A 23241-nucleotide genomic window follows, 5' to 3' on the forward strand; every position below is an offset into this window, starting at 1 on the left:
AAGCGATATATTGAAGCCAACCGGCAGCCGAATGATTAATTCCCGGCTGCCGGTTGGTCGTTTATGGGGTCCTGACGCATGCCTATCAAGCCAATCTAATCATGTATCCCCTATACGAGAAATACGCTACTCTTTTCGTAGAATCATTGAAAAGGATGGCATTTTTTATGGATATTTCACTTTCAGAAGAATTGCGTCTCTTCGCTCAGGAATTACAATGTCATTTATCTCCTGAAATCCTTCATAGACTCGCAAAAGATGTAGGATTTGTCCGTCGGACAAGTAAATACGGTGGGCAATACCTTGTGTCACTGTGTGTCTGGCTCAGTCAAGAGGTTGCATCTGCATCTCTCAACCAACTAAGGCAGATTTTAAACAACTTTATTGTTACTGATTCTTAAAAACGATATTTTTTACTAAAGAATTAAACAACTATTTTTTCACCGTTCGGGTTTCCGAACGGTGTTATCATTAGCGTTGTAAATCCTGTATTTCGCAATAACTTTACCAGTAAATTGCAGATATTCCCTTATTTCCTTAATGGTTGCTCTACCCCTGATAAGGCTGTCAAGGTTCTCGACAGCCTGTAAGTCCTTATTCTTTACTCGTTTCTTAATCTTAGATTATAATAAATTTTGTAATGTTTAGAAAAATTTAACTATTTCACACCTTAATTTAAGCAGAGAGGATGGTTAATATGAAGAAAAGAACGCTTGGAAAATCTGATTTAGAGGTTTCATCTCTTGGTTTAGGCTGTATGGGCATGTCTGATTTTTACAGCGGGCGAAATGATGATCAATCAGTAAAAACCATTCATCGTGCCATCGAACTGGGCATCAATTTCCTTGATACAGCGGATATGTACGGCGTTGGCCAAAATGAAAAATTAGTTGGTCAAGCTATTAAAGATCGACGTGATCAAGTTATTGTGGCAACAAAGTTTGGAAATGTAAGAGGGGAAGATGGATCATTTTTAGGAGTTAATGGCCATCCAGATTATGTAAAACAAGCTTGTGATGCAAGTTTATCCCGCTTAGGTGTAGATTATATTGATCTTTATTATCAGCATAGAGTAGATCCTAATATTCCAATTGAAGAAACAATTGGTGCGATGTCTGAATTAGTTCAAGAGGGAAAAGTACGCTACCTTGGCATGTCTGAGGCAGCTCCTCAAACGATCCGCCGTGCTCATACGGTACATGAAATAACAGCCATTCAGACGGAATATTCATTATGGAGCCGAGATGTCGAAGACGAAATTTTACCTGTTATCTGTGAGCTTGGAATTGGATTTGTAGCCTACAGTCCTTTAGGAAGAGGCTTTTTAACAGGGAAAATTCAAACATTTGAAGACTTGGCAGAAGATGATTATCGCCGCTTTTCTCCTCGCTTTCAAGGAGAAAACTTTACAAAAAATTTAGATCTTGTGAATCAAATTAAAGAATTAGCAAGAGAAAAAGACTGTCAGCCTTCACAGCTGGCACTTGCTTGGATTCTGTCTCAAGGGGATGATATTGTCCCGATTCCAGGAACAAAACGAATTCAATATCTAGAAGAAAATATTGGAGCCCTTAAAATTCAATTATCCAAAGAAGACCTTCGCCGCATTAATGAAGTAGCTCCAAAAGGTGTGGCAGCAGGAGAACGTTATCCGGATATGAGAAGCGTTAATTTGTAATGAGGTTTCTCATTTGAAATAATCCAATAATTAAAAATACCTTAGGGTGATCCTTACATCATGAATGATGACAAATATCCTTTTAACTGAGGAGCCATTTTTTTACCTCTTTTGCATTTTTCATTATTCAGCAATCGGGCGCTATTCTTTAGCAAAAAGTAAACGGGCAATACATATTAAATACATATTATGTATTTAATATGTATTGCCCGTTACAGATTGTAGACAAAAGGCATTTCAAAAGTTCCGATTCTGGCGCCCTTTTCTAAAATTGGGATTTTTCTGTTTGATTTTTCTTAAGGTAGACCCCGGCGGGGTCTATTTTTATGCCATTTCTGGACTTTTCCAAGTCCATGTAGCCAACTTCTTTAAATTCATAGCAGCAAAAGTAAGCATCGCCTGCATGGACAATTTTTTAAGACCTCTTAAGGTTGTCCATCGCATACCATGCTTTTCTTTCGCATCCGCGAATACACGTTCAATTGTTTCTTTACGACGTGCATATATTATTTTATTCTCTTCTGTATGACGAAGATGTTCAGCCTCTTCAAGATATGGTTCCCAGATATGTCGTTGAATGAGCTTTTGATGATTTTGACTTTGTGTACATTGTGCTAGAAGTGGGCAATCCTTACATATAACAGGATTAGAGATGTACTGTCGATAACCTTCCTTAGTAGTCGTTCTATAATCCAGAACTTGTCCTTCCGGACATATGTAACAATCAAAGTGCTCATCATAGACATAATCGTGCTTTTTCAAATATCCCTCCTTTGTACGTGGTCGTGTATAGGGTAAAGCAGGGCGAATTTCATTTTCAATTAAATATTGAGCAATAGCAGGTGTTTTATATCCGGCATCAGCAGCTACAGCATTAGGTTTCCCACATTTTTCAATGACCTTTTCAACTAGAGGCTCTAACATTGTACTATCATGAACGTTACCTGGAGTTACAATAGTCCCCAGGACAAAACCATTTCTATCTGCGGCTGCATGAAATGAATAAGCAAATTGCTTTGTCCTTTCGTCTTTTACATAGTAACCACTCTCCGAATCTGTTGTACTTTCTTTTATTTCTTTGTTTTCTTCTTTTTCATATTTATCTGGTGGGATGGGCTTTTTCCCATGTTCTTCACGATCACTATTAATTTCTGCTTGAAGACGTGCTTCATAAGCTTTTGATTCTTTCCGAACTACTTTCTTTTCGAATTTGCGTTTATTTGCACTTGCTTTAACGTGAGTTGAATCAATGAATACATGTTCCGAACTAACTAACTTTTTATCTGCTGCCTCTTTTAAAATACGGTAGAAAATTTGTTCAAATAAGTCTGTATCCTTAAAACGACGTTCGTAGTTTTTACCAAAAGTTGAAAAGTGGGGTACTTTATCATAAAAACCAAATCCTAAAAACCAGCGATACGCCATATTTGTTTCAATTTCCTTTATCGTTTGACGCATCGAACGGATACCGAAGGTATATTGAATGAAAGCCATCTTAATTAATACAACAGGGTCAATACTTGAACGTCCGCGCTTAGTTGAGTACAAATCTTCAACCAATGAATAGATAAATGAAAAATCTACTGCGGCTTCTATTTTGCGAACCAAGTGATCAGCAGGTACAAGTTGATCTAAGGCAATCATTTCAATTTGGTCACGATTTATCTGTGTATTTTTCGAAAGCATTCCATCCACCTCTATTAATTCTCTGTAAATAAATTATACAAAAGGCTGTGTTAATGTACATTATTGATTTTTACACTCTGTTGATTGGAGTGGAAGGCGGCGAAGACTCCTGCGGGAGTACGGGACAGGGGAGACCCCGCAGGCGCTGAAAGCGCAGAGGAGGCTCCCCGAACCGCCCGCGGAAAGCGAAGCCGCCTGGAACGGAAATCAACAGACAAGTTTAATATGGCCAAACAAAAAAGACTGTCGATTTTAAACCCGAAATCCTTCGGATTTGTCGACAGTCTGAAACGGGCAATACATATTAAATACATATTATGTATTTAATATGTATTTAATATGTATTGCCCGTTATTTTGTGATTTATGGAACCAAAGGAAAAATAATTAATTTGTAGCTCCCTTAAAGAAGTTTTTAAATCCTACTAAAGCTAAAATAAAACAAATGATACTAAATCCAATTAAATAATATAAAGTTGGCAATATATCAGCTAAATTAGCCCCTCTTGTCATTATATTAACATAGCCTGTTTGTGCCCAATATTGAGGTAAGAAATGAGCAATTGTTTGAATCGATTTCGGCATAATATCTAACGGAACCCAAAGTCCACCTAATGCAGCTCCACCCATTGTGATAATTTGAGTAAGGCCTATGGCCATTTGTTCACTCTTTGTATAAAAAGAGATCACTAACCCAAGTGTAGTAACAGCTAAGGTCAATATGAAAGATAGTACAATTAGAGAAGGGATATTTCCTAAACTCAAATGATAAGCAAAATAACCAAAACCTAATAAGACAGCTATTTGAATTAGCACTACAATAACACAAGGTATCCACATTCCGAACGTATATTGAAACCTGGTTATAGAAGTTGCATATAAACGAGCTAACATTCCACTGTCCCGTTCCCTGATAAAGGTTCGAGCCATACTCATCAATATAAAGAATACAAACATAACAGTATATCCAGGCACGATACTAGTAATTGCATTTACTTTTTTTACAGAAACTGCTTTAGACTTTAAATCGATCGAAGGAGATAAAACATAGTGAGCCTCTGTAACATTTTTAGAGTGAGATTGAACGAATGTCTGGATTTTAGCTTGGTTATAGCCGTTTATTATGTTTTCCACTAAGGTTTTAATAGGAGCAACCTCTTGAGCCGAACTTTGGTTCTTATCATAGTAAAAATGTAAAATAGGAGACTGTCCAGATTTGATAGACGATTCAAATCCTTTATCAATGATTAATAGATTTGTATCCTTTCCTTTTTTTATTTGAGCAAGTACTTCTTTTTCGTCTGATTCTTTTACCAGCTCAAAGGTTTTAGAAGGAGATAAATGATGAATAAAATCTTTTGATAAAGCGGAGTGATCTTGATCTATGTAATGAATTTGAAAAGTATAGTTTTGATTTCCTAAAATGGTTGAAAACATTACAATAAATAAAATAGGTAGAATAATAAGGAAGAAAAACATACCTCTTTCTTTACTCATTCTTTTTAGTTCTTTTTTAATAAAAGCACCAATCATATTCCCACTCCTTTAATCCCGTAAAGATGTTCCGGTTAACTTCAAGAAGATATCTTCTAAGTTTGGTTTTGCAATTTCTAAACGATTTACTTCTAATTGATGTTCTTTTAATAGATTTGTCACCTTTTCTAATAAGGTTAAAGCTTCATCGTTTTCTACAACAATCCCGTTTCCTTTTAGATATACATTTCCTAGCGAAGTAAACATTTCTTCCGTTATTGTCTCCCCCTCAACGTAAACGGATGGAGTAGAATATTTATGTAGTACTTCTTGTACCGAACCATTTTCTAATACCGTGCCCTTATCAATTAAAGCTATATATTCACATAAATGCTCAATTTCTTCCATATAGTGACTAGAATATAAAACCGTGATGTTTTGTGTTTTTAATTTGTGAATGATTTCAAAGATATAATTCCTTGATTGAGGATCCACACCCACAGTCGGTTCATCCATAATAATAAACTTAGGATTATGCATTAAAGCACACCCGATATTAATCCTTCTTTTCATCCCACCAGAATAGGTTTTAACTGCTTCTTTTCCTCGATCTTTTAAACCGACCAAATCTAATACTTTCAATGCTTTTATCTTTGCCTCTTTTGATGACAATCCGTTAACCGAACCAAAGAACTCAAGATTATCAATTGCAGTTAAAGTTTCATTCAAAACAATATCTTGTGGAATATAACCAATTTGTTTTTTTATCTTATGAGAATTGGTTTTAATTTCATCCCCTAGAAAAGTAACATCCCCCTCATATTTTTCGATGATACCAGCTAAAATTTTCATTAATGTGGATTTACCAGCACCATTTGGTCCAATTAACCCAAAGCAAACACCACTAGGGATAGTAAAATTCACGTTTTGTAAGGCGGTGTTTTTATCGTAGGTTTTTGACACATTTTTAATTTCTAACATTAATCCCCCTCCTAACCTTATTGAATATTAAGAAATTATTGTTATCCTTTATGTTATCATCTCCATTCCATATTATCCATATTTTTCTATACTCGTAAGTAATAGTTAATCCAGTCCGTATTTATCATTGAGCCCTGACAGTTGGTGTCAATATTTAAAAGTTATGACACTATTCGTTTCAAAGAAATTAAATTGTTGTCCAATTAATAAAGAAGATTGTTCAGCAATCGGGCCATTTTCTGGAATAAACACTCATTAAGGGATTGGGTAATTTTGCTAAAATTTAGAGAAGATTTTGAAGGTTTTCTTGAAGATAACGAACAGTTTAGTCAAAAATATACATAGAAAAAGAGACAGTACCTTTTTCATTTTTGATACTGTCTCTTTTCCTTGATACCTTTACTTTTTCAAGCTGATTGCAAAGTAAAGGCTATTAGTTGTTATGTTCGCTAGGATTCCAGCCACTTACTGCAAGAGAGACTAAATATAAATCTGGTATCTACTCGCTATTTTTCGGGTTTAATATAAGGGACAATTTGCGCAGTAGCGCCTACTGAAGCACCACGAATAAAATCTTTATTTTCTAAGGCTTTAAAATTTTTTGTTTGGCCAGTGAGCATTACCCCCAAAATTTTCACCTCATCAAACTGCTTCTTTTTATTTAAATTTAAAAATTTCTGGATTGTTTCGTCATTAACATCATATTTTTCAAGCGCATCAATAAAATTTTTGTATGCTTCTTTCGGTGAATCAGATGGGGCAAATCCATAAACCGGCATACCGGCAGGTCCTTTACTTTCATCTCCAATTGGTGATGTCATATACAACCATACAATATTTAAATTATTGGGGATTTTTGCTTGTATTTCTTTCCATGTATAAGGTTGATTGAAAGAAATGGCAACTTCTGCAACGTGATTCTCCATTTGTGAAATTTCCCCTAGTTCGTTTTGTATGCCATCATAATATTTCTGAATGGATGGATTATAAAATGTTGCAACTTTATTTTTTGTTTGTTTATCATACTCATAGGACCCTTTGTCAGACCAATAAAACCCCGGAGTTAACTCATTATTATCAATATTTATGCGAAGCCAATCATACGAACTTGTGAGTCTGCTCCATTGAACTAAGTAGCCATCAATATTTTTAGAACGGTTAGTAATAATGTTGCCATTAAACATTGATGAATTAGCAGTTACTTGAGAGTCAATTTGAATATTAGGTTCGGCGATTGCATTATGTAAGAAAAGCCGGTCGTTAAGTCTTGCAGAACTTTTTGCAGCAAAGTAGTTGCCTGTTTTATAAAGGATTGGTAAAAGAATCAGTACGACAATAATTGAAGTAATGATTATTTTTAGTAGTTGTTTACGTTTAGCTTTTTTTAATGCTCCACTTAATGAAGTGTCCATTATAGTTTTCCTCCTATTTTTGAATGAATAAATTTACGTGCGCGATATAATTTTTGCTTTACGCTTTCTACTTGGATGTCTAAAATAATAGAAATTTCTTCATATGATAAATCATAATAATACTTTAAAAAGAAAATTTCTTTGTATTCCTTTTTGATGTCTTTTAATAAATAAAAAATCTCATCTTTATTTAAAATGACATCAAATTCACGATCTGTATGTTGCAGCTTTGAATAAATTTCCTCTGATAAGTAAACGCTCTGATTCTCCTTTTTCCTTTTCAAGTCAATATATTCATTGAGTGATACTCTGAAAAACCACGGACGTATATTGCTCTCTGTTAGGTTATCCAACAGTAGATAAACTTTGTAAAAGGTATTTTGTATAATATCTTCAGCATCTTCCTTTTTGGCCCCCTTTGCTAGTAATAGCCGGAACACTTCCTCTCCTAAATTGATAAGATAGGAGGCTAGTACATTTTCTTTATTCACATTTTGACCTCCCTACACTTATACAACGAATAAGCACTTAAAGATGTATACACTAAATTTAATTTTACATAAATTAATTAATGGATGGGGCTATTGTGAATTATATGGTTCCGTAATCGGGCGCTATTCAGGAGTAATGATAAAAGTCCAAATTTCTCAATTTTAATGAGAGATTGGGCTTTTATATTTATTTGTACAGCAAAATAGCGCTTTAAACGGGTGCAAAATATAACTGCTAAAGTGACAGGCTTAATAAATGATGTCAATACTTATAAGTAATTTGTTTGTTTTAACGAAATCAATAAGCCGTATTGTATTTCTACTTTACTTAAATTTTTAACCATTTTGAGTTGCACCCCAATATATTGACACTCAATATATTGTGTTGTATAGTATGAGAAACAATATATCGAGTATCAATGTATATGTGAGGTAATAATTATGAATCCCTTGTCAGAATCTACATATTTGATTTTATTAGCTCTCTATCACGAACCTTTACACGGTTATGGAATTATTAAGAGTATCGAAGAGGTTAGTAATGGCAGCTTTATTATTGCACCAGGAACGCTTTATGGAGTTTTAAATAATTTGCAGAAGCAAAGGTTAATTGAAACTGTAAAACAAGAAGAGGACAGTCGTAAAAAGAAAACCTATGCTATTACAGAGAAGGGCAAAGAAATATTGCATTTAGAGTTTAACAGATTTCAAAAAATGATAACTTTCACTGAAAAAATAATGGAAGAAAGGATATAAGAAATGGTAAAAAGAAATAACTTCAAAAAGGTGAGTAAGAAATTTTCTAATTTTACAGAAGAGGAACAATGGTTACAAAGCATGTTACAAGATGGTTGGGTACTTAAAAGTTATGATTCGGAGGATATTGATGACTGTCAATATGTTTTCGAACCTCTGCAGTATGCAGAACAAAAAAATCGGATTTACAAAATTGATTTTCGTATGTTCAATAAAAAAGAGGATTTTAATGAATATAACAGTCTTTTTAATGATGTAGGATGGATTGGTCTTGCGAAGCATAAAGGGTACTTTAAACATATTTTTTATACTGATTCCCCAAAAACAAACAAAGATATTTTTTCTGACGTTGAATCTTATAAGGCACGAGAAAAACAAAAAATGTTTATCTGTTTTATATACACACTAATTTTAGTAATGCTCTTCATTATTGCAGTTGTTCTTTACAAGATTTATGGAAATATTTCTATCTTGTATGGTGGAATTATGACTTTATTTTCAAATGTACAACCATTAAGAAGTTACTATAGACATAGAAAAGTATATAAATCACTTGTATAAGTGGATCAATAGATTATGGATATCCTTACTTGGTGAGCAATTAGAAGATAAGTTAAATGAAAAAATATGAGCCTTCTGCAGATGGGATAGATTGCTGCGGTGATCCCCTTTTTATTGAACTAAACCAGCTAATAGAAACTTAGTGATATTCAACAATCGGGCGCAAGAATTGAGCAAAAATGGACTGTATCAGCAGTCCATTTTTCTTGGTCTCTATTCCGTTAAATGGCAGGTTAGTTGAATAAAGAATACTTTTTTAATATCTCATGATATATAAAAAATTTTAAATCCTCCTTCAAGTAATACAGTATAATGTAATAAAATGGAATTAAAGTTACGTTAATGTAAATAGCGTAACAATGGGGGACGGATATGTTTTTCTTTAATAAAGAAGAAATTTATATTGGATATTCAATGGAAGAATTATCAAAGGTAAGAGGGATTTTAGAAAGTAAGGGCATTAAATATACCTACAAAGTTATTAACCGTTCAAGTCAATGGTTGGGACAGGGGACAACGAGAGGAAACTTTGGAAGTGCTGGAATGAACAGTAATTACGAAAACCAATATGTCGTTTCTGTTAAGAAAAAAGACTCGGAGAACGCAAAATATTGGGTTAATACTGTTTTGTATCCATAGTTAATTAGAGGAATTAACTTTATTACACCTCCAAAAGCAGGTAAATAAATGGAGAACATAGTATGGATAAATGGAAATTATGAAGAAGATAATCGCATTTTTGATTCTAAAATTCAATCTGTGTTCAACAATCGGGCGCGATTCTTCAACAGAATTGTGCTCTTTCCTTATATGTAAGGACTCTTTACTGGAATAAGAATCGAAGCAATTAAAAAGGAAAAAATATCTTTGAAGAATGTTTAATTAGTCATTAATGATGAGGGGTTATATGGAATTTGAGAATAGAAAACAGAAAACAGAAAAAGATTCTTTGTTTGTTCTCAACAAACAAAAACTGATGTTAAAATAAGATTATAAATATTTTCCATTTTGTTTTATTATAGGAGGACATTTTGAAGAAATTTACATTAATGTTTATCTTTCTAATTATTCTAGCAGGATGTTCAAAAGCTGGCATACAAAATAAGGCACTAGATAAATCTATTAGTAATGAAACTGTTAACACGCCTCTTTATAGTGGTAAAAATTTAGTGATTGGTGTTATTGGTGATTCACCAAGTGTAAGAGAAAATAATGTGAAATTCGAAAATATTGATTTTACTAAATTAGCAGGAGATAAAAACCTTTCATCAGAATTTGATGCCGTTTTTATCATGAAGGAACATTTATCCCAAGCTTCTAATAGTATATATGCTAAAGTTTACAAAAGTTCTGGTATTCCTTTTTTCTATATTGGGTCCACAAAATCATATATTCCATTTGTTAATGAACAATTATCCTATAAGGATGTACCTGATATGAAAGACCAAACTTATGCAACAGGATATTTCCAATCGGGCGAAGAAAAATATCAATACTGGGGTTATGGACTATATAACGATAAGATAAATGAAAGTAACATTAAGGATGTGTATTCTCGAATATTTACTACAATTGAGTCAGTAAAAAAATGATTTTGATGTCACTGTAATTTTTAAGTTAGTTATTTTATTTTCCCAACAGTTAGGAAATGACGTTTTATTGTTCAACGGATTTATAAGATGGTGATAAACTTGATAAACTGTACTTAAACCGAGATTCATTCGAATTAGATTTGGTTATTGATCTTCAGCAATCGGGCGCGATTCTGCAAGAATTGCGCTTTTCTTTATGTAAAGGGCTATTTAATTGAGCAAGACTTAACAAGTAATTTTAAGTTAATATATAATAAACATGGAATGAAAAAACACAATTCGGTTGGTAGTCCGGATGCATTAAATTAAACATTGATGTCAGTAACCTTCCCCTCCTCGGGATGTCCATCATTCCAAGATTTTGTTGTTAAGAGGGGGGAATCGTCATGACCTTGACGGTTTATTACGATGGTCAGTTTTGGGTTGGAGTAATTGAAATTCAAGAAAACGGAAGATTGAAGGCTTACCGTTATGTATTTGGCACAGAGCCTAGTGATTCTGAGGTATTAGAATTTGTAAATCATCGGTTACTTGCTGTCCTTGAAAAAAGTAGGCAGATAGGGATCAAAGGGAAAAGGAATCTAGATAAAAAAATTAATCCTAAACGTCTCCAACGTCAGGTAGCCAAAGAAATGAAGCAGAAAGGAGTTTCAACACAAGCACAAGAAGCGATTAAAGAAGATATTGAGAGACGGAAAGCGGAAAGCAAACAACTTAAAAAACGGCGTGATGATGCTTTTAAACAAAGACAATGGGAAATAAAAAAACAAAAAGCTAAACAAAAGCATAAAGGTCGATAGATTATTCAAGAATAGGGCGCAATTCTGCAGTAAGAATTGTGCTCTTTTTTATTTAAAGGGTTAGATTGTGGAGGAACTTCCCTAAAGATAATTGGATATTTATGTTAATATAGATGGAGATTGAAATGAAATGTATTGAAACTATAGGGCGATTTGAAGAAGGAGAAAAAATCGATGACAAAAAATTACGTGCACCATCTATGTATTCAAACTAATACATATTTAGAAACCTTGGCATTTTATACAAAAGCATTAGGTTTTGAAATTGTCGAAGAGTCGCAGAATTTTCACGGACGTGCTTTTAATACATGGTTGAAGTTAGGTACGTTTTATATCGAATTACAAACGGGTAAGCAGGGCGAGGAGCTAGTTGTGGCCAATTCAAATAGTGAAGGACTTGTTCATTTCTGTTTGTGGGTAGAAAACCTTCAGCAAGAGGTTGAAAGGTTAATAGAATTGAACACCCATTTTGTTTTGAAAAATGGCGAGATCATTTATCATATAGAAAATGGTCAATTATGTAAGTTAAAAGCGCCAGAAGGAACGATAGTGGAATTGCGTAATAACCAAGGAATTTAACTTTATAATCCATCTGAACCCTTTAGGAAGTTTGCATTGCAAGAAAAGTATAAGTATCTATAAAAGGAAGGGAAAAAATGAAAAAAAACGCAATTTTAGTATTTTGCTTAGTAATAGTGGGTGTGGTCGTTTGGTTCACCTTTCATAATCAAGGGTCTGATGAAGGTACAGCTTCTAAAACTGTTAGAAAGCAAAATCCTGTTGTACATAATATAAGCGAAGAACCTGTTACTGGAAATGGTACTTTAGGTGACGCTATTCATAATACCCAAATCTTTTTAAATGGTGTTTTAGAACAAGGTCAAGTAAAGACTATAGATTTTGAAAAGAATAAAGAGAATCTTAATACTGTTATTGGATATGAACAAGGTGCAATCAAATTTGCTAATAAAGTTAATGCTTCTATAGAAATAAAAAAGGAATTACAAAAGGATTTAGTTGAAACTAAAACTGCAATAGCAAATCAAAGTTATGATTCTCTTTACAAAGTGGGACAATCCTTAATTAAATTGGATAAATCCTATAACATATAAAGAGTAACGTTTATGGATTATGAAATTATACATTTAAAGTAACGGGTGCTTTTCTTCAATAACGATCTTCAACAATCGGGCGCAATTCTGAACTGAATTGAGCTCTTTTTTATGTAAAGTGACAAGTTACAATTTCTTTCGTCTAATATATTGGAAACTTTTGAGGGGGGCAAGCTGTGCTCAAAAGTTGAATAGGGGTGAAACTGTTCGTAAACAAATTAGAGATAGCGAGGAAATCTTTTTTCAGTAGCACTAACAAATTCTAATGTGGCATTTTATTTAAAAAGGCAATTTTACTTTACTCCAAAAAGAGGGTGACACTATGGAGAATATTGTATGGATAAGTGGTAGTTATAAAGAAGATAATCGTATCTTTAATTCAAAAATTCAAGCTGAAGAATGGGCAGATGCTTTACTTCCGGATTTCGGTCCATATTTAATCAGCAAGATTAATGTTGGTTATGCTACTCCTGACGAAAAAGTAATCAAATATTTAGAATCAATTTTACCTAAATGGGCCAGTTACAATAATGTAAAGATTAGTATCCATAGAGATATAACAACCATAGATGGTCAAGAAATATATAAAATTTGGACACAGCAAGTTTAATCCAGATCGTGAAGGACTGTACTTAAACAAACGGATTGCTTATCTCGAATAAAATTTAGCCATTGTTCTTCCACAATCGAGCGCTATCGTGGGAAAGGAGTTGCAGTAGCAACTCCTTTCTTGTGAGATAAGATTCTATGATTTAATAGAGTTTTATAAGATTGAACAAAGGCGAAATTAGAAAAAATTTACTTTTAAATAAACTTGCTTTATTATATACATAGAATATCTATATATATAATATTACAATGTAAAGAGATTGTGAAAATATGGGCTTTTATTATTTATTATTACTTTTTATAGGTATTGTTTTTCTTATAGTCGGCGTTTTGAAAAAGGGTGTTCCGAGTTCTTTTAAAATAGTAATCCTCCTATTTGTTATAGGCATATTATTAATTTTTATTTCAATATTTTTGTTGATGCCGGGTAGTTCGGATCTAATTTCAAAACTTTTAAAATTGAATTAACTTGGTGTTTATCTTGAATTAGATTAAGAAATGTCCTCCTAATAGGGCGAAATTCTTGAGGATTGGGCTCATTTTGCAATCTTGGACCATTTAATGGAGAAGGTTTAAATTGGTTATAAAATAATAAATTACTAAAGCTACGAAACGAGGAACGGCTATGACGAAAACAAAGTGGATTTTAATTTTGGTAAGTTTGATGGACTTGATACTTATCATCATGCATCTTACAAACTATTTCATTCTATTTTTAATGCCAACTGGATATATAATTCCTTTAGCAATAAATATTATTGTTTTATTTGTAATTGGCTTCCGTTCTTCTCGCTTTTATAAATTTTGGACCATTATCGGTTTGATGATAGGTATTCCTATTTTAATAATACAGGGTTTTATGGTTTGGGTAATGGATAATAGCTATACAAAAACTGCTTCTCATTTTAGCCATCAATCACTCATTATCGAATATCGGCATTTTACTTTTGGAGAAACAACTTATTTTTATAATTTTTACAAGACATCCTTCGGCTTTATTGGAAAGCGCCTCAATGATCAATCAATTTCAATAATAATTCATCGCACGGAAAATCCGTCTGGAGTGGAGGCTAAAAGTGTTTTAGGTTTGGGTAAAGAAGAATGGATATCTGATGATATTGTTCGTTTCTCAACTAGAGAAGGAATGAAAGATGTATACTTAAAACCCTCTCATTCATCAATGAGTTCACGGGATGTCCAAAATAAAACTGAAAAAAAAGAGGAAAATATAAAAACACTTCGTTACTCAGAAACTATAGCAGATATCAAAGCTTTTATCGTTAAGATGGAGAATAAAGAAGACGGTCAAACACTCACAGTAAATGGAAACCGTTTAGAAGTACGCTATGATAAGGCCTCTGGTCAAAGTTGGATTGATGTAATCAACGATAATGATGAGGGGGCAATTCCTAGACAGCAATGTTCTCGTATCGTATCGAATGAGGAAAGTGGATATTATATGCTGGAAGAATGTACACATCAATGGGAATACCCTCTGTATCCTATGGCAGACAATAATTGACGCAGTTAATTCAACAATCGGGCGCTTATCTCGAATAAGATTTAGCCATTGATCTTCCATAAAACGGGCGCTTTAATGAGCTAACTCAAGCCTAATTTCTCACTTAAACCACGTGTGTGAAATTAGGCTTTTTATTTGGATTTCCTTAACGTTGTAAATCCTTATTTCCTGACGGTACCCCATTATAAAGAAAAAGTGACGCTGAAGACATATAATATGATACTTTTAAATTTGGCGATTCCGTCTAATTATGTCTCTGATTGCAGCTTCTGCCGAATCTCTCAACGAATATTTTGTGTTGAAACCGAGTTTTCGTATCTTGTTGTCATTCCAAATTCTATTCACTGTGAAAGTTTTCACTGCAAAAAGTGTTAATTTATTTGCAATTATTTGATCTTCCGTTAAGTTTTTCGGCAAGTGCAGTGTCTTGGAAATCTTCCCAGTTGCATTATCAATGGCTGTCTTTAATTGATTCCAAGTAGTATCGAATCCTTTAAGCAAAAAGATGCTATTATCATTTTCAGGTTCTTGATAAGTTCCTAACCAAGCCATTGCCCGACCAATGTCACGAGTATCAATGAGAGAAACTTTAGAATCACCATTTCCGATCATCGGATATTGATCGCTGGCATGTGTGGCGTATAGCCTAGCAAAAAATGACGATTTATCCCTAACGCCAATTGTACTCGCCGGACGTAACACGATGGTTGTAATCCCGGTTTTTCGTCCTACTTCTTCGACTATTCTTTCTCTTTCAAGCAGTAAACCCTGTATTGGGTACTCAGGATGTGAAATATAGGATTCATCGATCGGTTCGTTAGTTTGAAAATCATATATTACGATTGAACTTAGCTGAATAAATCGTGAAGCACCATGTAAAGCAGCTGCTTCAATAAGCATTCTTGTCAATTTTATTTCCACTGAATCATTCAAGCTGATTTGAGTCTGCAGCTTCGTATCTGCTGTGCAATTATAAACGACTTCATGTCCTTCTATTACTTTTCCAATAACTTCGGAATTAGAAAAGTCAATCCTAACGACATTTACACCCAAACTTTCTAAAAATGTTGTATCACTCGTTTCACGAACAGCTGTCGTTACTTGATGTCCAGCCAAATGTAATTGTTCAACAACATGGCTTCCAATAAACCCGGTACCTCCAAAGACAATTGCTTTCATGCTTTAATCCCTCCATTATTTACTAAAGCTCCATTTTTAACTATAATAATTGAAGTGCTATCATAATAAAAGTACTGATATTTTTTATAGCAACTATCCATATATATAGTAATGGAGGAATAAGATGCTTAGATACTCTGAACATGACCATTCTCAATGTCCTATCGAAAAAACAATGAGTGTAATTGGTGGCAAGTGGACGTTTATGATTCTTAGAGACCTTTTCTCTGGTCCAAAGCGATATGGTGAATTGCAAAGGTCTTTAAATGGAATTAGTCCTAGAACTCTTTCGATGCGATTAAAAGAATTAGAAAATGAAGGGATTATTATACGAGTGATTTACTCAGAAATTCCACCACATGTGGAATACTGTAAGCGCTTGGCCAAATTGAACACTTTTTGCTAATTAGTAGTGAACACTTTACTGGAAGTTAGTGCAGGAAATTTGTCACTTTACTTGGAGCCTCTGCGGGCAAGATTATGAGCCATGAAGCCAGATGTATCAAGAAATCTGGCTCATCCAAAGCAGGCTATCATGCCCGCCTCTCCAAATAAAGTGCACGTCTCTACTGGAAAAAAGTGTTCAATTTTATCGAGCAAAAACTGTTCAGTATTAATCGAGCGGTTACAAATACTCTCTAACAGAAAAAGGGCAGACACTTCGTCCTATTTTCGAGGCAATGAAAGACTGGGGAAATGCATGGGATGTATTAGGGATTAGAGAAAAAGAATAGGTCACTGTTATTCCATTATAGGGCGCGATTCTTGAACAAGGAAAAGCGCTCATTTTTCATTTTAGGGACATTTAACGTGAATATATAGGTATTCTTTTATAGATCGAATTCTGGACAATCTCTATAAACTTTTATTCATAACCTAAAGGAATTTGACTGTTTTTAAGCTATTTTTGTTTTCTCGAATTGTTCAATGACACGATGCTATTTCGGGGGGATTTATTATTAGAAAACTATTTAAAATATAAGGTTATAATAATTACAATTTTCAAACTTTTTACACAAATTTAATGTTTTTAGTATATAAAACAAGTTATAATTATATTAATGAATTTTATTGTGAGGTGCAAATTAGTAATGAATTATTATGAAAAGTTACCTGTTGAGTTTTTAATTCGTTTTTATAATGAAATCAAGAAGAATATCGAAAATGAGTTACTTACCGATAAAATGTATTATGAGTTATACTTAATTTTTTGTGTTGCTAAAAATAAAGGAATTTCTTTAGACCTACCATCAAATTTTCATAAAATAGTTAATCTGCAGGTATTGAATAATTTATTACAATCGGAACCAAAAGGAACAGGGAATAGTCTACATATAGCTTAACTAATGTGATAATGATAATGGTTGCCAAAAAATAACCACTATGTGAGAAAAGATGTTACAAGTATCCTAATAAAGTAAAAACAGTAACCCCAGGTATTAAGTTATCTGGCTTTTTTATTTGTTCATCAGTCTGGGGTCCCGTCACTTTTCTTATTGAAGAAACCAGCTAATAGTTTGTCAATATTTTTCATTAAAAATCTTAAAAATCACATGATCTACTAAAAATGTGCATGCCAAATAAACTATCGGGTTGCTTTTCTTCAATAACGATCTTCAACAATCGGGCGCTTTTCCAGAGCAACAAGAAAGCCAAATTTCTTAATTTTAATATTGAGAAATTTGGCTTTTTATTTTGGAATTGGAAATACCGATAAAAAAAGACCAAATGTAATAGTCCATCTGATCTTTCTCTTCTTATCGCGTTAAAGCCATATGCGTACTCATGAAATCGTTCAAAACTGCAAATGCGTTCATCATTTCTTCATAATGTAGCTTTTCTTCTTCATCTTTTACCAATTCTTTAATATTCTTTTCAAGCGAATAACCTTTTTCATAGAGCCAGATAAATCCCTCTATAGATTTATCTATAGCCATTGCTACCTTATCATTTGGAACAATATCTCCTGTTTGGATTCCTCTATATTTAATCAACTGCAAATCCATCACTTGATAGACCAGACGTTCTTCTTTGTTTTCATTTTTGTTTAAGGCATTTAAATACTGACGGATTTCTTCTATTTCTTCCTCCTCCATTTCTTGCTCCTTTTTCTCTCTTTTTAGCTCTTCTTCTTCCATTTCTTGCTCCTCTTTCTCTCTTTTTAGCTCTTCCTCTTCCCGTTTTCGGTCCCGTCTTGCCGTTATGTAATTACTGAGAGAGAGAATAAAAGCTATCAATGATAGGCATAATGAAAAAGTTGACACAAACGCTCACTTCCCTTGTCTTTTGGTATAAAGAGGGTAAAAATAACATACAAGTAAATGGTGGAGGAAAGGAGCAAGCTCCTTCCCTCCGTTTGAGGTTCTTAGAACTCCTTAACGCTTCCGACGTTGGGAGTTCTTTTTCTTTTTCTTCTTTTGTTTAGCGAGCTCTATCTTTAACTGGAGGTAGAGGCGCTTTTCTCTTTGCTCTAGGTAGCGCAGAGTCGCAACACCTAAAACAACCAAAGAAGCTAAGATTCCTTTATCACACACTTTTCTTCTTTTATTCATTCCCAAATAGATAATAAACCATTTTATAAAAAGAGTTGTTAAAAACAACAAAGTTGCGAAAACAGCCTTTATTTTATTTAAAAGCATGGATGCCAAGCTTTCGCCTGTCTTTTTATTTTCAGGAGGTCCGGTGGTATAAGCTGCAAAGGGCGCGGCCATGCACCTTAAAGGCATGGTGGGCAAGCTTTAGGCTTGGATATGTGTTACCCTGTTGCAATGGGAAATTCCATAACAGAACTAAAAGAATTAGCTAAAGAAGCAACTGAGACCAATGATAACGATGGAGTGGCAAAAACTTTGGATTCCTTATTCAACGGGTTGCGTTAGCTCAATATGACATAGTGGTAAAGTATTAATTTTTTTATATATAGATCTTCAGCAATCGGGCGCTTTTCTCAAGTAACCAAAAATCCCAATATCTCAAATTTTAATACTGAGATATTGGGATTTTTTCTTTTGGAATCTCCTTAACGTTGTAAATTCACGTTTTGCTGGTGTCATAGCCCAGGACGGAAAAATAGAAAACCCATCCTATGGGCGAGCATGAAGATGGGTTTTAACATCAACCAAGAATAATCTTGGTGGTCAACTATATTATGTGTTTAAACTACAAAATTATCCATCTTATGCTGATTCTTATAAAGATTAACTGTTCTTGGTATATATTGTAAAATCACTTAGATTGCGCTGAAGGCTGAAAGGCTGACTTTAATTTACCGAAAAACAGTCAGTAAGAAAGTCTCATACTAACTTTCAAAAAAAAGGAAAGGATAAGAATAAAACATTAATTGTAGATTGGGGCTACAACAATGCTATTTCTTATCCTTTTTGTAATAGTTTTAAATTTAGCCGTTATTTTTATACCAAAAAGATTATCTGGCATTGAGATGTTGAGTATTATTTTATTCTCGCATGCTTTAGAGGTATTAGCTAATTATATTTTTGACGTAATGTACAATGTGTATGGATATTTTGATAAAGGTCCAGAATGGGGAAGCTTTATTTACGTTTATGGGATCTATCCATCTATCGGCATTTTATTTTTGAATTTTTTCCCCTATAGAAAGAGATTAATGAAAAAAATTCTTTATATAGCAGCATGGGTTTTGATTGCATTAATATTTGAAAGGTTCTTTTTATGGAGTAAAACATTTTATTATGATGGTTGGAATACCTGGTATTCGTTATTACTTTATCCTTTTTTATATTTGGCTTTAGTACTATCTAATAAATTCACGCGATATCTTGTCAGAAAAGTTCAACTAGAATGATGAGCTTTTCTGCTCTTATTTTAAAATCAAATATTATTTAATGGGTAATTTTTTTCATATCCATTCACATGTTTTGTGAAAAAATCCAAGTATTATATAATTTGGTTCGATTTAATAACTTCAAGTTTTTCCTTTATTTTTTCTAAGGCATTTTTGCTGTATTGGTTTCAATACTTTTGCAAAAATAAAAAAACATCTGGATTTCAGGTTTTTAAAGAAAAAATGTTTGTAATCAAAAGAAATAAACAGGAGAAATGATTATGACAACAAAAGCAGATTTAACTTCATCGGAAATTGCAAACCTTTGGATTGCGTACATTGATATGAACGCAATGGTAATAAAATTAAAATATGTCCTTAAAATAATGGAAGACACAGAAATTCGTCCAATTATCGAAAAAACGAACCAAGTATCCGAGAGCAGTTTGAACCAGCTTAAACAAATTTTCAATAAGGAAAACTTTGCGATGCCATTGGGTTTTACAGAAGCTGATGTAAATTTAGCTGCTCCTCGGTTATTTTCAGATACCTTTTTTCTAGTGTTTCTTCAAAATAAAATGGATATGAATTTAAACGCCTATTCAATGGCGTTATCTCATGCAACTCGTCCTGATATTCGTCATTTTTTTCAAGAATGTTTAACTACTTCTATCCAAATTTTTAATGAAGCAACCGATATGATGCTGGCAAAAGGAATCTATGTAAGACCCCCTTTTATTCCAACTCCGAAATCGGTGGATATGACTGAAAGGCAAAGTTTCTTATCGGGTTGGCTCGGAAATAAAAGACCGTTAACGGCAATTGAAATCGACCAATTGTTTTTCTCCATAAGTCGCAATGCATTAGGTCACGCATTATTACTCGGTTACAGCCAAGTAGCAAAATCCAAAGAGGTACGAGAACATATGCGCCGTGGTGCTGATATTGCAAAAAAACACGTGGAAATTTTTAGTAAGATTTTATTGGAAGAAGATATTCCGGCTCCTATGATTTGGTCCCGTAAAATTGAAGATACGACGATTTCTCCTTTTTCGGACAAACTTTTGATGTTTGAAGTTGCAGGCACAACGGAAGCTGGCATCGGTTATTACGGACGGTCGTTATCTGCAGCACAACGTCGTGATTTAGGGGCACATTACTTAAAAGCAATAACAGATAGCCTTTTATTTGGAGAAGATGCAGCGAATATTACCATTAAGAATGCTTGGCTTGAAGAACCACCTCAAGCAATCGACTTTAGTAAAAAAGTGAAAGGTTAAAATAGATGGTTCCAAAAATTTAATAGCTAATTTCGAATAATTCAACTTTTTAAACGCCTCCTATTAATTTGGAATTGAAAAGAAGGCTTTTGGGTGAAATGAATACTTAGCGTAGACCCAAACCTACAATAAATGTTTTTTATGCTTTTCTTAATTGGATTATTTATTTTTGTAGTCTAAAGAAAAAAACAAATTTTTTAAATAGAAAAAGGAGTGAGAATCAATGGTATATGATAATGAAATACTTACTGATCTAGAAAAAGGAAGGGAATTTTCAGATGGGATATAGCAGGATTTCTTAATTTTAAACAAAATATTACTATCTTATGTTCGGATACAAACGTTTTTGATTCTGATGATACTAATGTGAAATTTAAGGTAAAGGATTTACTTGAAACATTCATTCATTCCAATAACATTGTTGGTTACATAAAGCCGAATGTGAAGAGCTTAATTTATATTGTAGAAAGGATTTAATAAATACTTAGCATCCTTTCGAGGTCTTTCAGAAATGAAAAAAGACTATTCCTTATGAATAGCTTTTTTATTCAGGTAATATTTTGGTATATATTACAAATTAATGATAATTTCCCTTGTTCTGTGCAGGATAATAATTATTAAAGTTATCCTGGAGGGCTTAGTATGTTCAGCAGAGGAACCAAGATCACAACATTATTTTGGATTGCTATATGTGGTGTGTTTTTAACGACGATTTATTCAATAATACTTGCTATCTTAGGCATTAAATCTATGACAATGATTAGTTATATATACAAGCAAAATAAAAAACGGGCTCAACAAGAAAATTCAAATAATGTAAAGCGTTTGTTTAAATAACCCATCTCTTCCACTAACTTTAAAAATAAAGGAAAGGATAAGGAAAAAGAGCCCCACTTAGACTATAAGTGCTTTACATCAATAACGATCTTCAACAATCGGGCGCGATTCTTTAAAAAGAATTGTGCTATTTCTTTATGTAAAGGGAAAATGGCTTGGAAACCGTTGTCTGGTTGCAAGCCATTTTTATTGTCACATATTTTTTGAGAACCGGTTTTATAAGGTTTGAACCTCTATTTATGCCGGTATCATCCTTTTTGAACTTTTTCTGGAGCTTGTGCAATAACCTTTTGACTTCTAAAAATCCCAGTACTGGTATAAATCATCAGTGATAAAATGTACATAATTACCGTAAAGTAGGCTATTCCCATAAATCCAGTGAATCGGGCAAATAATAGACCACCGACCGCCCCACCAAGAGTTGTGCCACAGTACATGGCCGCATTAGAAACGGCTGAAACTGTACCCCGTGCAGTGGTTGTCAGGCTTTGAAAGGTACTCATGAATACAGGAAAGACAAATCCACCAATTAAAAAGATGACACCTAGAATAAATTCTGCGATAACAAGGGATTTCGAAAATGGTAAAGCCGCATACAGAATAATTAACACGATGAGTGAAAGAAGCAATGATCTAGATTGGCCGATTTTTTTGACCAGATGACTTCCGAATAGTGAACCAAAGGTATTTCCTATTCCTAATGCAATCATAGCCGTCCCAACGGAAGCTACTCTTAGAGAGAAATCAGATGTAAACCATGAGCCTATGAATGAGAAGGCTTCAAAGTTACCGGTTTGGAAAATAAAATACGCAAATAAGTAAGGAAAAGCTTTAGATGATTTAAACAAATCAAAATAAGATTGTAGGATAGATGCTCTCTTTTGCGTTTTGTCGATTCTTGAAGGCAGCGAAGGAAGAGCAAGTACAATGCTAATCATTAATAAGATGGCACAAGCAGAAATCACATAGAATGGTGTATGCCATGAAAGTGCAGCTAAGTAACTTGCAATTGGGATTCCAAGCATTTGAGAAATAGATAGACCAGCCGTAGCATACCCCATCGATTTTACAATGTTTTTCTTCTCCACTAAAACAGGAATAGATGCCCAAACTTGTGGGGTTACAAAAGAGGCACTTACACCTGCTAAAAATCGAAAAATAATCATGGTTGTGAAATTAGTAGCTATTCCGCATAAAAAAGTAGAAATGGCAAATGCAATTAATCCGATAATCATGATACGTTTTCGGTCAAAACGGTCGGAAATTGGACCTGCAATAAACGCAAAAATAGCGTAGCCTAACGCATAGGCACTCACCAGGAATCCAGAAATATCGATTGAAACATGATAGTTATGCCTCAAAGTAGGAAGTAAAGGCGAAATTAAAAAGGTATCCGTCCCAATTACAAACATAACTAAGAAAAATAGAAGTGACACTTTTTTCATTTTAAACATCTCCTTTGTTTGTTAGT

At 33.6% G+C, this 23241-nt stretch carries 25 protein-coding genes and 2 pseudogenes; 18 read left to right on the forward strand and 9 right to left on the reverse strand.

The features are described from left to right. Positions 1-167: 167 nt before the first annotated feature. Together HPT25_RS13980 and HPT25_RS13985 are read left to right on the forward strand one after the other, a co-directional pair. Positions 168-362 (forward strand): annotated as a pseudogene (locus HPT25_RS13980) (IS4 family transposase); the annotation flags it as partial. Between the two features lie 335 nt (positions 363-697). Continuing rightward, positions 698-1678 (forward strand): aldo/keto reductase, encoded by a 981-nt coding sequence (locus HPT25_RS13985; protein WP_173065166.1) that lies wholly within the window; start codon positions 698-700, stop codon positions 1676-1678. 324 nt (positions 1679-2002) lie between these two features. Here the strand turns inward: HPT25_RS13985 and HPT25_RS13990 are convergent, their stop codons facing one another. The 5 genes from HPT25_RS13990 to HPT25_RS14010 form a co-directional block, all read right to left on the reverse strand. Then, positions 2003-3364 (reverse strand): IS1182 family transposase, encoded by a 1362-nt coding sequence (locus HPT25_RS13990; protein WP_173058723.1) that lies wholly within the window; start codon positions 3362-3364, stop codon positions 2003-2005. Between the two features lie 386 nt (positions 3365-3750). Continuing rightward, positions 3751-4896: an ABC transporter permease gene (locus HPT25_RS13995; RefSeq protein WP_173065169.1), complete on the reverse strand. Its 1146-nt coding sequence runs from the start codon at positions 4894-4896 to the stop codon at positions 3751-3753. Positions 4897-4908: 12 nt separating this feature from the next. After that, positions 4909-5817, reverse strand: a complete 909-nt coding sequence (locus tag HPT25_RS14000) for an ABC transporter ATP-binding protein (RefSeq protein ID WP_173065172.1) — start codon at positions 5815-5817, stop codon at positions 4909-4911. A gap of 506 nt (positions 5818-6323) precedes the next feature. Further along, the gene (locus tag HPT25_RS14005; protein ID WP_173065175.1) at positions 6324-7229 is read right to left on the reverse strand and encodes a sigma factor regulator N-terminal domain-containing protein; all 906 of its coding nucleotides are present in this window, start codon (positions 7227-7229) and stop codon (positions 6324-6326) included. Further along, positions 7229-7720 (reverse strand): RNA polymerase sigma factor, encoded by a 492-nt coding sequence (locus HPT25_RS14010; RefSeq protein ID WP_173065178.1) that lies wholly within the window; start codon positions 7718-7720, stop codon positions 7229-7231. Before HPT25_RS14010 ends, HPT25_RS14005 begins: the two co-directional genes overlap by 1 nt. Before the next feature lie 441 nt (positions 7721-8161). Here HPT25_RS14010 and HPT25_RS14015 point away from each other — a divergent pair, with 441 nt between their 5' ends. The 9 genes from HPT25_RS14015 (at position 8162) to HPT25_RS28340 (ending at position 14672) form a co-directional block, all read left to right on the forward strand. Then, a complete protein-coding gene (locus tag HPT25_RS14015) occupies positions 8162-8476 on the forward strand; it encodes a PadR family transcriptional regulator (protein ID WP_173065181.1) in 315 nt (104 codons plus the stop codon). A gap of 3 nt (positions 8477-8479) precedes the next feature. Beyond that, a complete protein-coding gene (locus tag HPT25_RS14020; protein WP_173065183.1) occupies positions 8480-9037 on the forward strand; it encodes a DUF2812 domain-containing protein in 558 nt (185 codons plus the stop codon). A gap of 372 nt (positions 9038-9409) precedes the next feature. Next, a complete protein-coding gene (locus HPT25_RS14025) occupies positions 9410-9676 on the forward strand; it encodes a hypothetical protein (RefSeq protein ID WP_173065185.1) in 267 nt (88 codons plus the stop codon). Between the two features lie 392 nt (positions 9677-10068). Continuing rightward, entirely contained in the window at positions 10069-10629 is a 561-nt protein-coding gene (locus HPT25_RS14030; RefSeq protein WP_173065188.1) for a hypothetical protein, read from the forward strand. A gap of 386 nt (positions 10630-11015) precedes the next feature. Continuing rightward, a complete protein-coding gene (locus HPT25_RS14035) occupies positions 11016-11429 on the forward strand; it encodes a YjdF family protein (RefSeq protein WP_173065191.1) in 414 nt (137 codons plus the stop codon). A 174-nt stretch (positions 11430-11603) separates the two neighbouring features. Then, positions 11604-12008, forward strand: coding sequence for a VOC family protein (locus HPT25_RS14040; protein ID WP_173065194.1), 405 nt, complete (start codon positions 11604-11606; stop codon positions 12006-12008). Between the two features lie 77 nt (positions 12009-12085). After that, a complete protein-coding gene (locus tag HPT25_RS14045; protein WP_173065197.1) occupies positions 12086-12541 on the forward strand; it encodes a hypothetical protein in 456 nt (151 codons plus the stop codon). Between the two features lie 322 nt (positions 12542-12863). Beyond that, a complete protein-coding gene (locus HPT25_RS14050) occupies positions 12864-13151 on the forward strand; it encodes a hypothetical protein (protein ID WP_173065200.1) in 288 nt (95 codons plus the stop codon). Between the two features lie 624 nt (positions 13152-13775). Further along, positions 13776-14672: a hypothetical protein gene (locus HPT25_RS28340; protein WP_217269709.1), complete on the forward strand. Its 897-nt coding sequence runs from the start codon at positions 13776-13778 to the stop codon at positions 14670-14672. 225 nt (positions 14673-14897) lie between these two features. On the opposite strand, the gene HPT25_RS14060 is transcribed toward HPT25_RS28340, so the two are convergent. Continuing rightward, entirely contained in the window at positions 14898-15851 is a 954-nt protein-coding gene (locus HPT25_RS14060) for an NAD-dependent epimerase/dehydratase family protein (RefSeq protein ID WP_173065203.1), read from the reverse strand. 124 nt (positions 15852-15975) lie between these two features. Between HPT25_RS14060 and HPT25_RS14065 the strand changes: the two genes are divergently transcribed. From HPT25_RS14065 to HPT25_RS14075, 3 genes and pseudogenes are all read left to right on the forward strand, one after another. Further along, positions 15976-16257: a winged helix-turn-helix transcriptional regulator gene (locus tag HPT25_RS14065; RefSeq protein ID WP_173065206.1), complete on the forward strand. Its 282-nt coding sequence runs from the start codon at positions 15976-15978 to the stop codon at positions 16255-16257. A gap of 232 nt (positions 16258-16489) precedes the next feature. Beyond that, a pseudogene (locus HPT25_RS14070) lies at positions 16490-16585 on the forward strand (winged helix-turn-helix transcriptional regulator); the annotation flags it as partial. Between the two features lie 357 nt (positions 16586-16942). Beyond that, the gene (locus tag HPT25_RS14075) at positions 16943-17194 is read left to right on the forward strand and encodes a hypothetical protein (RefSeq protein WP_173058281.1); all 252 of its coding nucleotides are present in this window, start codon (positions 16943-16945) and stop codon (positions 17192-17194) included. Positions 17195-17608: 414 nt separating this feature from the next. On the opposite strand, the gene HPT25_RS14080 is transcribed toward HPT25_RS14075, so the two are convergent. Both HPT25_RS14080 and HPT25_RS14085 read right to left on the reverse strand, forming a co-directional pair. After that, positions 17609-17989, reverse strand: coding sequence for a hypothetical protein (locus tag HPT25_RS14080; protein WP_173065209.1), 381 nt, complete (start codon positions 17987-17989; stop codon positions 17609-17611). A 237-nt stretch (positions 17990-18226) separates the two neighbouring features. Continuing rightward, on the reverse strand, positions 18227-18490 hold the full coding sequence (locus tag HPT25_RS14085) for a hypothetical protein (RefSeq protein WP_217269710.1): 264 nt from the start codon (positions 18488-18490) through the stop codon (positions 18227-18229). A gap of 129 nt (positions 18491-18619) precedes the next feature. On the opposite strand from HPT25_RS14085, the gene HPT25_RS14090 reads away from it, so the two are divergent. The 4 genes from HPT25_RS14090 (at position 18620) to HPT25_RS14105 (ending at position 21770) form a co-directional block, all read left to right on the forward strand. Continuing rightward, a complete protein-coding gene (locus HPT25_RS14090; protein ID WP_246277191.1) occupies positions 18620-18730 on the forward strand; it encodes an HAD hydrolase family protein in 111 nt (36 codons plus the stop codon). 482 nt (positions 18731-19212) lie between these two features. Continuing rightward, positions 19213-19674, forward strand: coding sequence for a CBO0543 family protein (locus HPT25_RS14095; protein ID WP_173065215.1), 462 nt, complete (start codon positions 19213-19215; stop codon positions 19672-19674). Positions 19675-19934: 260 nt separating this feature from the next. Next, positions 19935-20933, forward strand: coding sequence for a DUF3231 family protein (locus tag HPT25_RS14100; RefSeq protein WP_173065218.1), 999 nt, complete (start codon positions 19935-19937; stop codon positions 20931-20933). Positions 20934-21575: 642 nt separating this feature from the next. Further along, entirely contained in the window at positions 21576-21770 is a 195-nt protein-coding gene (locus tag HPT25_RS14105) for a hypothetical protein (RefSeq protein WP_173065221.1), read from the forward strand. A 248-nt stretch (positions 21771-22018) separates the two neighbouring features. Here the strand turns inward: HPT25_RS14105 and HPT25_RS14110 are convergent, their stop codons facing one another. After that, complete coding sequence (locus HPT25_RS14110) at positions 22019-23215, reverse strand: MFS transporter (protein WP_173065224.1); 1197 nt, start codon at positions 23213-23215, stop codon at positions 22019-22021. Positions 23216-23241: the final 26 nt, after the last annotated feature.

Origin of the sequence: Neobacillus endophyticus (assembly GCF_013248975.1) — a bacterium.
GTDB classification, from domain to species: Bacteria; Bacillota; Bacilli; order Bacillales; family Cytobacillaceae; genus Neobacillus; species Neobacillus endophyticus.

Coding starts and splice junctions, on each gene's coding strand:
- HPT25_RS13985 (WP_173065166.1), top strand. CDS start 698: ATGAAGAAAAGAACGCTTGGAAAATCTGATTTAGAGGTTTCATCTCTT.
- HPT25_RS13990 (WP_173058723.1), bottom strand. CDS start 3,364: ATGCTTTCGAAAAATACACAGATAAATCGTGACCAAATTGAAATGATT.
- HPT25_RS13995 (WP_173065169.1), bottom strand. CDS start 4,896: ATGATTGGTGCTTTTATTAAAAAAGAACTAAAAAGAATGAGTAAAGAA.
- HPT25_RS14000 (WP_173065172.1), bottom strand. CDS start 5,817: ATGTTAGAAATTAAAAATGTGTCAAAAACCTACGATAAAAACACCGCC.
- HPT25_RS14005 (WP_173065175.1), bottom strand. CDS start 7,229: ATGGACACTTCATTAAGTGGAGCATTAAAAAAAGCTAAACGTAAACAA.
- HPT25_RS14015 (WP_173065181.1), top strand. CDS start 8,162: ATGAATCCCTTGTCAGAATCTACATATTTGATTTTATTAGCTCTCTAT.
- HPT25_RS14020 (WP_173065183.1), top strand. CDS start 8,480: ATGGTAAAAAGAAATAACTTCAAAAAGGTGAGTAAGAAATTTTCTAAT.
- HPT25_RS14025 (WP_173065185.1), top strand. CDS start 9,410: ATGTTTTTCTTTAATAAAGAAGAAATTTATATTGGATATTCAATGGAA.
- HPT25_RS14035 (WP_173065191.1), top strand. CDS start 11,016: ATGACCTTGACGGTTTATTACGATGGTCAGTTTTGGGTTGGAGTAATT.
- HPT25_RS14040 (WP_173065194.1), top strand. CDS start 11,604: ATGACAAAAAATTACGTGCACCATCTATGTATTCAAACTAATACATAT.
- HPT25_RS14045 (WP_173065197.1), top strand. CDS start 12,086: ATGAAAAAAAACGCAATTTTAGTATTTTGCTTAGTAATAGTGGGTGTG.
- HPT25_RS14050 (WP_173065200.1), top strand. CDS start 12,864: ATGGAGAATATTGTATGGATAAGTGGTAGTTATAAAGAAGATAATCGT.
- HPT25_RS28340 (WP_217269709.1), top strand. CDS start 13,776: ATGACGAAAACAAAGTGGATTTTAATTTTGGTAAGTTTGATGGACTTG.
- HPT25_RS14060 (WP_173065203.1), bottom strand. CDS start 15,851: ATGAAAGCAATTGTCTTTGGAGGTACCGGGTTTATTGGAAGCCATGTT.
- HPT25_RS14065 (WP_173065206.1), top strand. CDS start 15,976: ATGCTTAGATACTCTGAACATGACCATTCTCAATGTCCTATCGAAAAA.
- HPT25_RS14075 (WP_173058281.1), top strand. CDS start 16,943: ATGAATTATTATGAAAAGTTACCTGTTGAGTTTTTAATTCGTTTTTAT.
- HPT25_RS14080 (WP_173065209.1), bottom strand. CDS start 17,989: ATGGAAGAAGAAGAGCTAAAAAGAGAGAAAAAGGAGCAAGAAATGGAG.
- HPT25_RS14085 (WP_217269710.1), bottom strand. CDS start 18,490: ATGCTTTTAAATAAAATAAAGGCTGTTTTCGCAACTTTGTTGTTTTTA.
- HPT25_RS14090 (WP_246277191.1), top strand. CDS start 18,620: ATGGGAAATTCCATAACAGAACTAAAAGAATTAGCTAAAGAAGCAACT.
- HPT25_RS14095 (WP_173065215.1), top strand. CDS start 19,213: ATGCTATTTCTTATCCTTTTTGTAATAGTTTTAAATTTAGCCGTTATT.
- HPT25_RS14100 (WP_173065218.1), top strand. CDS start 19,935: ATGACAACAAAAGCAGATTTAACTTCATCGGAAATTGCAAACCTTTGG.
- HPT25_RS14105 (WP_173065221.1), top strand. CDS start 21,576: ATGTTCAGCAGAGGAACCAAGATCACAACATTATTTTGGATTGCTATA.
- HPT25_RS14110 (WP_173065224.1), bottom strand. CDS start 23,215: ATGAAAAAAGTGTCACTTCTATTTTTCTTAGTTATGTTTGTAATTGGG.